Origin of the sequence: Donghicola sp. XS_ASV15 (assembly GCF_041224595.1) — a bacterium.
GTDB lineage: Bacteria > Pseudomonadota > Alphaproteobacteria > Rhodobacterales > Rhodobacteraceae > Donghicola.
This window is the reverse complement of the sequence record NZ_JBGFGN010000077.1, coordinates 20,908-29,080: the sequence shown is the minus strand read 5'-3', so window position 1 is coordinate 29,080 and position 8,173 is coordinate 20,908. Positions and strand designations below refer to the sequence as shown.

Genomic DNA, 8,173 nt, shown 5'->3' with positions numbered 1-8,173 from the left:
CTTCAAATACAAGTCCACGGTGTATATCCCCAAGCCCTCCCGAAATCCGAAAGGGCAAAAGTGGACGACTTTTACGCCGCCCGCGACAACACTATGCCGTCGCTACCGTGGCCGAGTATTGCTCCGCCGTTCACAATCATTCAGGCGGGCCGCGAAGACGGCCAACGCGGCATCACAGAATTCTATCTCCCCGGAACCGATCTCAGCGGAGGCATGAGACATGAAGCAGTTTGAGTACCAGATCATCTCCTATCCGATGGACAAGAAAACCAGCCTGATCGCGATGCAGGACGACCTGAACGCACGCGGGAAAGACGGTTGGGAAGTTTTCTCGGTCAGTTCGTCGGAGTTCGCGAATATCGGGCATACGGCGTTTCTGAAGCGCGCCATTTCCTACGAAGGCGGCACATCATGAGGGCCGCCCTAATTGCTCTTTTGATTGCAGTTCCAGGACTGCCAGCAACCGCTGAGAGCAACTTCGTCCCGTCCATCGAAAGCGAACCGGATGTCTGCATTGAACGGCCCGCAGAGCCGGACTGGATGAAAAACATCGGCGTACGAGAGGCCTACAAACGCGTGTTGGCCCAGGACATCTACCGGGCTCAGAACCTGGAACGGATCGTCGAAACCGGCTCCTGCGCCTGCGACATTCGCTTTCCAAGCTGGGATGCCGCGGAAACCGTGTTTCTCGAGCGCTTCGCCGCCGCCGAACGCTGGGAGATGCTGGAAGCCTCGGACACCTACAACCGGCGCGCCAATGCGTTGAGACCTGAAGCGATGGCGATTTGCGAAGCCGAGGGCAACTGGTAGCGGATCATGAGCGTCGTCACCTACTTTGTCGAAACCTCCCAGGGCTACCTGGATACCGCGGCCGAGACGCAATTCGGTGCCGTGGCGGCGACAGTTGGAACGATGCTGGTGCTCGGGACTACGCTCATCGTCATCCTCGTCTGCGTGAACATGATCTACCAGTATCGCGCCATGGATGGTCGAACGGCCTTCTGGCTCGCGGTGAAGGTCGGCCTCATAGGGGTGTTCGCGACGAATTGGGTGCAGTTCAACGCCTTCTCGTCCGCCGTACTGAGTGGCATCGACAGCATCGCCGGTTCGCTGGTCGCTTCGGTCGGCGGTGGAACACCGGGACCTAGCGGCACCTTCGCCGAAGAGTTCGACCGGCTCATTGCCGAACTGGGAGATTACCTGAATGCCGCCGGGTCCGAATTGAACTGGATGGCCGGCGCATTGCTTGACGTTCTTGGCGTGCTCCTGCTTTCGATCCTGGGCGGACTCGCGGCGTTCATCCTCGTGGCATCCCGGCTAATGATTGCACTCCTGATCGGGATTGCTCCGGTGATGATCTTCCTCACGCTTTTTGAAGTGACCAAGGACTATTTTGCACGCTGGCTCTCGGCACTGGTTTCCTTCGCGCTTTATCCGATCGTCGTCGCCGGTGTCTTTGCAACGATCACCGGCGTAAGCGCTGCCCTCATCGGAGAGCTTGGTGACCCGGAAGGTGCCTCGAACATCGGGGCGCTCATCCCCTTCTTCATGATGGTACTCATGGCTAAGGGGTTCATTATTGCCACGCCATTCATCGTTCGATCCATCTCGGGGAACATCATGATGCCAGCGCTATCAGCAGGCCTTGGCGGTGCCTACGGGTTTGGCCGGGCGCTTGGTGGCAGTCAGCAAGCCTACAATCGGTATCTGATCGGCGGGGCAAGTGGTGCTGAATACGCTGCGCTGCGTGCGCGTCAGTTCTTTGGGGTGCAGACAATGCCGCAGAGGCCGGGTGTCAGCCAAACCGTTCCGACGAACCCTGACACTGGCTCGAGCAGCACAGGCGCGCGAATGCTGGCACAGTTGGCCCGCCTAAGCAGGCTGGGCCGAAGGTAGCATTGACCGTCAAAGGCTTCACCGGCGCGAACATGTTCTCTGCGAGCCCATACCTTTGCCTTCAGCAGAGCTCGCGGCAAACTGCCTGTACGGATTTACCTTGGCACCATCATGCCATGTCCGGGTGAAGTGGAACGACATCAGCGCCGGTGTTGCTGTCTGGGACGTCCGTCCTGTATCCCGTTCTCAGATCAAAGCGTATGACAGCAAACTTCCTTAGGGAATGAGCAGGTAGCGGGCAGCAGATTGCAGCGATGTTTTTGCCGAGCCATTAACTTGTCACTTGACAATTTAAGAGGGTGGAGTATCTAAGGTGCCAAGGAAGAAGCACACCTCAAAGGAAATCGAGGCCGTCATCCAGGAGCTCGAAGAGCTGGGATGGGACCTTATTGAGGGCAAGGGGCACGCGTGGGGGATCCTCCGATGCCCGGCCAACGATAAGGATTGCCGCTGTGGCGAGTTTTGTCAGATGTCTGTCTGGTCGACCCCGAAGAACCCACAGCAATTCGCGAAAAGGATCCGACAGAAGGCTCTGGCCTGCGTGAAGCTTCAAAGGAACGACGAAGGTGATGCCGATGGCTGAAGAATTCGAATTCGAACTGGTCTTTGCGCTCCCCGACGGGGAGCACGATGCGTTTGCGCTCTCCGACGCCATCTATGAGGCGGGTTTTGAAGATGCGCTCGTGGGTACCGGTCACGCCGGTCTTCTGGGTGTAGAACTGGAACTTGAAGGGGATGAGGCCGAAAGCGCGATCCTTGAAGCGGCGCGGGCGCTGATCAAGGCGCTGCCGCAGGGCACTGCCCTGCGCGAGGTCCGTCCCGACCTGGTGTCTCTCGCGGATGTCGCCGAGAAGCTCGAGGTGAAGCGACAGGCGCTCCAGCAGCGCAAGATGCCCCTCCCCGTTGCGGGTGGCCTCTACCGCATCGATGAAATGATCGAGGTTCTGATGGAGGCCTCAAACCCAGCAAAGGGGCAGCGTCGTCCGCGCTTTAACTTGGCTTCCGCCGCGAAGTGGTTTCGTGCGGGCCCCGCGGCCCGCAGGGTGAACGCTCAGTTGACGATGCGTGAGATCGACCCTGCGACGATTGAGCGAGCCCCTCGACCAGAGCGCGACGATCCTGGTTTTCTTCACCCGTGACAACGGTCGGCTCAAGGGCGGAGCTACAAGACGCCATAGCGATATTCTTTCGTATCCCCCGCATGACGGCTTAGCCGAGCCCGAATTTCTCGCCCACCTCGCCGACATGTGGTTCCGAACCGGACATCTCCGCCTCCAACCGTTCAAGGTCACTCACGGCCACCTGAACATGGACGACGTCGTTTTCGCTCGGAGCGTCCGCATCCAGATCCGTCTGCCGCCCAAAATCCATTTCGAACTGGCGCTGATCATCCGCGAGGACCGCGGCACGAACCCGCTGAGTCTCAGCGGCAGGTCGCGATTCGATAGGTCCGTTCTTGCCAGGCTCCGTGATCCCCATCCTTGCCTCAAAATCGTGCTCTGTCAGACCTGACCCGCGCGGCGCTGTTGGCATTGCCTGAACGCTGAGGGGCAGCGTACCCATCGGAGGAACTGGACCTTTCGGAAACGGTAACCCTCCTTCCTGCGCCGCGTGAATGCCTTTGAAAAACGGATCCTCAAAATACACCACCCGCTTCGCCCGGACCGGCATCTGCGCATCGACCACGACGACGATCTCGTCGAGCGGCAAGCGTCGTGCTTCGTCCTCCGGCAAGAGCGACACTTCCTCGGTCCGCTCAGACTGGCTTCGACCTTCAAACGGATTTTTCCCAACCGCACGGGATCGCGTGACAACGGTTTTCGTGGTCTTGCCAACCGCCTTGCTCAGCTCCTCTACAGTCTTCTCATCGGAGGGCGTCAGGTAGAGCTTGATCCCGGCATTCCCCTGCAAGGCCCGCCGCGTGTTCTCGCCGTAGATCTCGTCGATGGCGGGGATGGTCTGGGTGACCACCGCGAGATGCCCGCGATAGGCGCGCAGCACTTCGATGCTCTCGGCCACGATCGGCATCTTTCCGAGCCGGTTGAACTCGTCGAGCATGATCATGACCGGCCAGGGCTCGTCCGGACCCGGCTCCTTGTCCTGAAGCGCCGAGAGCAGGTCCGAGAAGAAGAGCCGGATCAGCGGTGCGAGGGGTTTCACCATGAGGGGTTGGACGACGAGATAGACGCTGAAGGGCTTCTTGCGGATCGTCCGGAAGTCAAAATCAGAGGTCGCCGTCGCATCATCGATCGCCGGGTTCTGCCATTGATCAAGACCCGAGGTCATCAGGAGCGAGACATAGGAGGTCAGCGTGTCGTTATTGGTCGAGGCAAGACGCGTGAATATCAGCCGCGCCGCGGCGTTCTGGACCTCGTGGGCGCGCGCGAGATATTCTTTCTGCTTCTGCCCGCCCGAGGCGGCGATGCGGTAGATCTCCCCGAGCGTCGGCCGACGGCGCTGGAAAGCCAGTAGTCCGGCGGCGACGAAGAGATCGATCCCGCCTTTGAGGAGCCCCTGCACCCGGTCGTTGTCGTTCTGCAGGAAGAGTGTGGCCAGGAGCTGCAACTCCATCTGTTGGCGCGCGGGGTCTTTGAGTTCGTAGATCCGAAGGAGCGGGTTGTAGCGATGCGTGCGTTTGTCTTCCCAGTCCGTCGGGGCAAACCGATAGACCGTATCGCCTTGGGCGGCCCGATGCCTTGCCGACGCCTCGAAACACTCACCCTTCACATCGAGCACGACCGCCGATCCTTGCCAGGTAAGAAGGTTCGGAATGACAAAACCGGTGGTCTTGCCGCGCCCGGTCGGAGCCACGATCAGCGCATGGGGGAAGGTCTTGGAGCAGAGGAACGGCGCGCGGGAGCTGGGCTTGCCGAGCTTGCCGATCACAAAGCCCGTGCCCGGCTTTCCGAAGAAGCCGTTCTTCTTCATCTCCCGGCGGGTCTGCCAGTGGGTGTAACCGAAGCGTGTTAGGGCCGAGCCTGACATTGCAAGGCTCATCATGAGGCCCACCACCCCAGCCGCACCCATGATCAGATTGATCAGCCGGAAATCATCGGGGCGGACAGCTCCGATGGCCCGGTAGTTCTGCGCGATGTAGAAGAAGTCGATCTCGGCCTGGAACCCCAGGTCGCGGAAGGTCAGCACTGCAGAAGCGATCACATAGCCGATGGCGATGGCCACCAATGTCACCAGCACCACGCCGAGAGCGAGACGGCCCTTTCCCATCCCACCCATCAATGGGTCTCCCCGCGCTCACTCTCACCATCAACCAAATCGGCGCGGTGAAGCTCGTATTCCCGGTCGGCGATCTCCTCGACCACGGCGCGGGTTGCTTCGCTGTTGGCGGTGGCTTCATTTGATTGCAGATAGATCTTGGCGGCATAGAGCCGGTCGAGACGGTCCTCGATCTGGTCCTTCAGCACGTCCGCATCCCCGTCTCGCAGCCGCTCGATCTGCGCGTCATCAAGCTCCCGCTCGACGGCGTCGCGATAGGCCAGGCGCTGGCCGTCATCCTGGAATGGCGAGTGCAGATTGCCGGCCCGTTCGTGATCAATGACCCGCCGGAGATCGGCATCGGCAATCGGCGCGGGTTCAGCGGCTTCAGTTTCCCGCGCGTCGCCAAACCGTTCTTCACGCAGGTCAAGCGGCGCCTCCCGCAACTCGTTTTCGCGGCGGACCTGGTTGATGGCCTCGGTGTCGCGCACCTCTGCAACAGCCGCATAGGTCGCGCCAAGTACTCGGGCGAGATGGGCTGGCATGTCGGGATACCGCGCGCGGAAATCCTCCGAGACGGCATCCGCAACAGGTGTCCGAAAGTCACGCGCCTCCATGATCCGGTCGACCTCTCGGGTGATCTCCCGGGCCCGGGCATCGTCTGTGATGTGTTCCCTGTAGGGTTCCGACCGGTCGATCACGTCGCCGGGCCGAGCGAGAAGTTCCGAATGCGCATTCAGGTACCGCCGCTGCTCATCTTCGATGCGCCGCTCCGCTCGGTCAGCAATCTGCCACTCCCGATCCTCGATCTGCTGGCCGGTCAGGCCTTCCGAGCGCATGTCCTGGCGGACAGCCCGTTCCATGGTTTCAGCCGCCTCGGAATGATAGTGGAACCGCTCGCTCGCAGCGCGCTCTTCCATGATGCCGTCTTCGCGCAAGACCCCTGATCGCTCCAGCGCGACACCGAGCTGAACATGGGCGCGGTTGAGCGTCTCGCGCGCAGTCTCCAGATCTGAACGTCGCTCGAGATTGAGACCATCCTTCTCGGCGACCCGGGCTAGATCGTCCGCAATCCACTGACGCTCCAGCGCTGCATTCTGCGCGCCAGTCTCCATACGCGCCACGACGACAGAAGAACTGATCCCGGTCCCGCGCAGCGCGGTATCGACCTGCGCCCGCACCTCCGGGTCTTGCAGCCGCTCCAGCTGATCCCGGTTGATATTAACCTCGGAATAGACCCCGCCATCCGAGGGCTTCTCGGTGAGGGTCACGGAGCGGACCCCCAAGGGCTGCATATGCGCGAGCCGCGATTGGATCTCGTTGAGGCTTCGCTCCAGCCTCGGCCGCTCGGCTTCCGGCTTCTCCGCAATCATGCCCTGAACGCGCGCCACCTGGTCGGCGTAGCGGGTGCGCAAATCTTCAAATGATTGTTCCTCTGCCATATATACCCCTCCTTCAGAGGTAAGCTTGCCGCCCTTGGCCAGAAGCTCTCCAGAGCGGAAGAGAGCACTGGAGATGTCCTCGCGGTTGTCCGCAGAGGCCTCGGCGGCAAGGGAGTGATAGATGATCCGGGTGTTGGCGATCTCTTCGAGGGCGCTGTCGAGATCCGCCCCGACCCGTGGACGCGGCTCCGCTACCCGCCCCTCTTCCCTCGCCTCATAGACCTCCCGGGTGCGCGGCGGATAATGTACGACACCCCGATCGAGCCGCCGTGTGGCCTCCAGACGCACCCCGAACTTCTCGGCCTCCTCGACCATGGCGAGGCGGAAATCGTCGTAGTTGAATCGGTGGTCCCGACCCAGATAAAAGAACTCACCTTCCTGGGAACGGCGGTTCAAGACTATATGGGCGTGCGGGTGATCCCGGTCCTCATGCACGGCAATAATGTAGTCAAAATGCCCCTCTTCGGACTGAAAGAACCGCTCCGCCACATTGGCGGTGATGTCGCGCACATCCTCGCCCCGGGTCCCGATCGGATAGGACATCAGCATATGAGTTGTCTGTCCGAGCTTGGGCTTGAACTCCGCACTCCAGCGCTTGGAGAACCGCTCCGTCAGGTCCTTGATCTCTGATCCCTCGAGCCTTGTCTTTCCGTCCAGGAACCCGCTGGAATCGACGATATGGGAGGACTTCGTGGTCAGGTAATCGAGCTGGTTTGCGAGTTGGGATTTCGTATGCGTGCCCCCGCCCCGGATCGCCTTGAAGACGGCCGCACGATGCCCCGCAGCGGCGCGCACGAGCTGCTTCTGCCGGGCTGCCTGCAGCCCCTGCATCGAGCCCCGGATGCGGCTCCAGCCATCCCGGAAGACCTCTCCGGTGACGTCATGGACAGCATCATTCAGCCGCATGGGCAAACTCCCTCAAAGCAGCAGTGGCGGTAAGCTGCATCGCATCCCTGCGGCGGCGCAGAAGCAGGTCAATCTCGTCCGCGGAATCAAGGATGAACCGCGCCAGACTGCGCATCTGGGCAAGGCGCAACTCAGAGAATTCAGCACTCGCACCGCCTTCACCCCCCTGCCCCATTTGGTTGGCTTTGGTCATCTGCTTGGCGATCTGAACGACGCCATTGCCCACCTCATGCAAAGAGGCCCTGTAGCGCGCCATCTCACCGGCCAATTGGGCATCCGGAACGAAGGTCCCACCCGCTGCCTGGATGAGCCGTCTCAGCCCCTCTGTGCGGGTATCGATGCCTGCTGCGGCCAGTACCTCATCGAGGGCAGCTAGCTCCTCAGGGGTCAGCTTCACGGTCACCGCAGACGTCGCCACGGCCGCGTCCTTCTGGCGCTCAGCATCGGCTTTCAGCGTGTACTGGATGGCCCGCGGCGTGACCCCGAACCGCTCCGCGAGCTCCGAAGTCCCAACACCTTCTCCAGCCTCACGAACAATCTCCGCCCGTTCCGCGTCTGTCAGTCTCTTGGCCCGGCTCATGCGAAGAAAGCCCCCCTATTTCCTGCCACCTTCATACGAGGCTGCATTCCCACATTACGAAACTATACCAATGTGTCAATGCTATATGTTTGGACTTCAACTATACGCGGCCTCGTATTCCGCTTCGGGCCGAGCA

The 8,173-nt window shown here is 61.0% G+C and carries 8 protein-coding genes; 5 read left to right on the top strand and 3 right to left on the bottom strand.

Translation table 11 applies throughout. The annotated features are described in order from the left end of the window. The 5 genes from AB9K37_RS01960 to AB9K37_RS01940 form a co-directional block, all read left to right on the top strand. Window positions 1-234 (top strand): hypothetical protein (locus AB9K37_RS01960; protein WP_369835306.1); only part of this gene is annotated, 234 nt, incomplete at its 5' end. Next, window positions 221-415, top strand: a complete 195-nt coding sequence (locus AB9K37_RS01955; RefSeq protein ID WP_369835305.1) for a hypothetical protein — start codon at window positions 221-223, stop codon at window positions 413-415. The genes AB9K37_RS01960 and AB9K37_RS01955, both read left to right, overlap by 14 nt. After that, window positions 412-810, top strand: a complete 399-nt coding sequence (locus AB9K37_RS01950; RefSeq protein ID WP_369835304.1) for a hypothetical protein — start codon at window positions 412-414, stop codon at window positions 808-810. The genes AB9K37_RS01955 and AB9K37_RS01950 overlap by 4 nt, the downstream gene beginning before the upstream one ends. Window positions 811-816: 6 nt before the next feature. Continuing rightward, window positions 817-1,896 carry a type IV secretion system protein gene (locus AB9K37_RS01945; protein ID WP_369835303.1) on the top strand — a complete coding sequence of 360 codons (1,080 nt, stop codon included), beginning with the start codon at window positions 817-819 and terminating at the stop codon, window positions 1,894-1,896. 575 nt (window positions 1,897-2,471) lie between these two features. Further along, a complete protein-coding gene (locus AB9K37_RS01940; protein WP_369835302.1) occupies window positions 2,472-3,035 on the top strand; it encodes a hypothetical protein in 564 nt (187 codons plus the stop codon). 70 nt (window positions 3,036-3,105) lie between these two features. On the opposite strand, the gene AB9K37_RS01935 is transcribed toward AB9K37_RS01940, so the two are convergent. The 3 genes from AB9K37_RS01935 to AB9K37_RS01925 are packed head-to-tail and all read right to left on the bottom strand — an operon-like array spanning window position 3,106 to window position 8,037. Beyond that, window positions 3,106-5,121 carry a type IV secretory system conjugative DNA transfer family protein gene (locus AB9K37_RS01935; RefSeq protein WP_369835307.1) on the bottom strand — a complete coding sequence of 672 codons (2,016 nt, stop codon included), beginning with the start codon at window positions 5,119-5,121 and terminating at the stop codon, window positions 3,106-3,108. An 8-nt stretch (window positions 5,122-5,129) separates the two neighbouring features. After that, window positions 5,130-7,457 (bottom strand): relaxase/mobilization nuclease domain-containing protein, encoded by a 2,328-nt coding sequence (locus tag AB9K37_RS01930; protein WP_369835301.1) that lies wholly within the window; start codon window positions 7,455-7,457, stop codon window positions 5,130-5,132. Further along, window positions 7,444-8,037 carry a transposase gene (locus AB9K37_RS01925; RefSeq protein ID WP_369835300.1) on the bottom strand — a complete coding sequence of 198 codons (594 nt, stop codon included), beginning with the start codon at window positions 8,035-8,037 and terminating at the stop codon, window positions 7,444-7,446. The genes AB9K37_RS01930 and AB9K37_RS01925 overlap by 14 nt, the downstream gene beginning before the upstream one ends. Window positions 8,038-8,173 lie beyond the last annotated feature (136 nt).

Excerpts from the sequence above, each read along its gene's own strand:
- AB9K37_RS01935 (WP_369835307.1), bottom strand. The coding sequence starts at position 5,121 with ATGGGAAAGGGCCGTCTCGCTCTCGGCGTGGTGCTGGTGACATTGGTG.
- AB9K37_RS01925 (WP_369835300.1), bottom strand. The coding sequence starts at position 8,037 with ATGAGCCGGGCCAAGAGACTGACAGACGCGGAACGGGCGGAGATTGTT.
- AB9K37_RS01945 (WP_369835303.1), top strand. The coding sequence starts at position 817 with ATGAGCGTCGTCACCTACTTTGTCGAAACCTCCCAGGGCTACCTGGAT.
- AB9K37_RS01955 (WP_369835305.1), top strand. The coding sequence starts at position 221 with ATGAAGCAGTTTGAGTACCAGATCATCTCCTATCCGATGGACAAGAAA.
- AB9K37_RS01950 (WP_369835304.1), top strand. The coding sequence starts at position 412 with ATGAGGGCCGCCCTAATTGCTCTTTTGATTGCAGTTCCAGGACTGCCA.
- AB9K37_RS01940 (WP_369835302.1), top strand. The coding sequence starts at position 2,472 with ATGGCTGAAGAATTCGAATTCGAACTGGTCTTTGCGCTCCCCGACGGG.
- AB9K37_RS01930 (WP_369835301.1), bottom strand. The coding sequence starts at position 7,457 with ATGCGGCTGAATGATGCTGTCCATGACGTCACCGGAGAGGTCTTCCGG.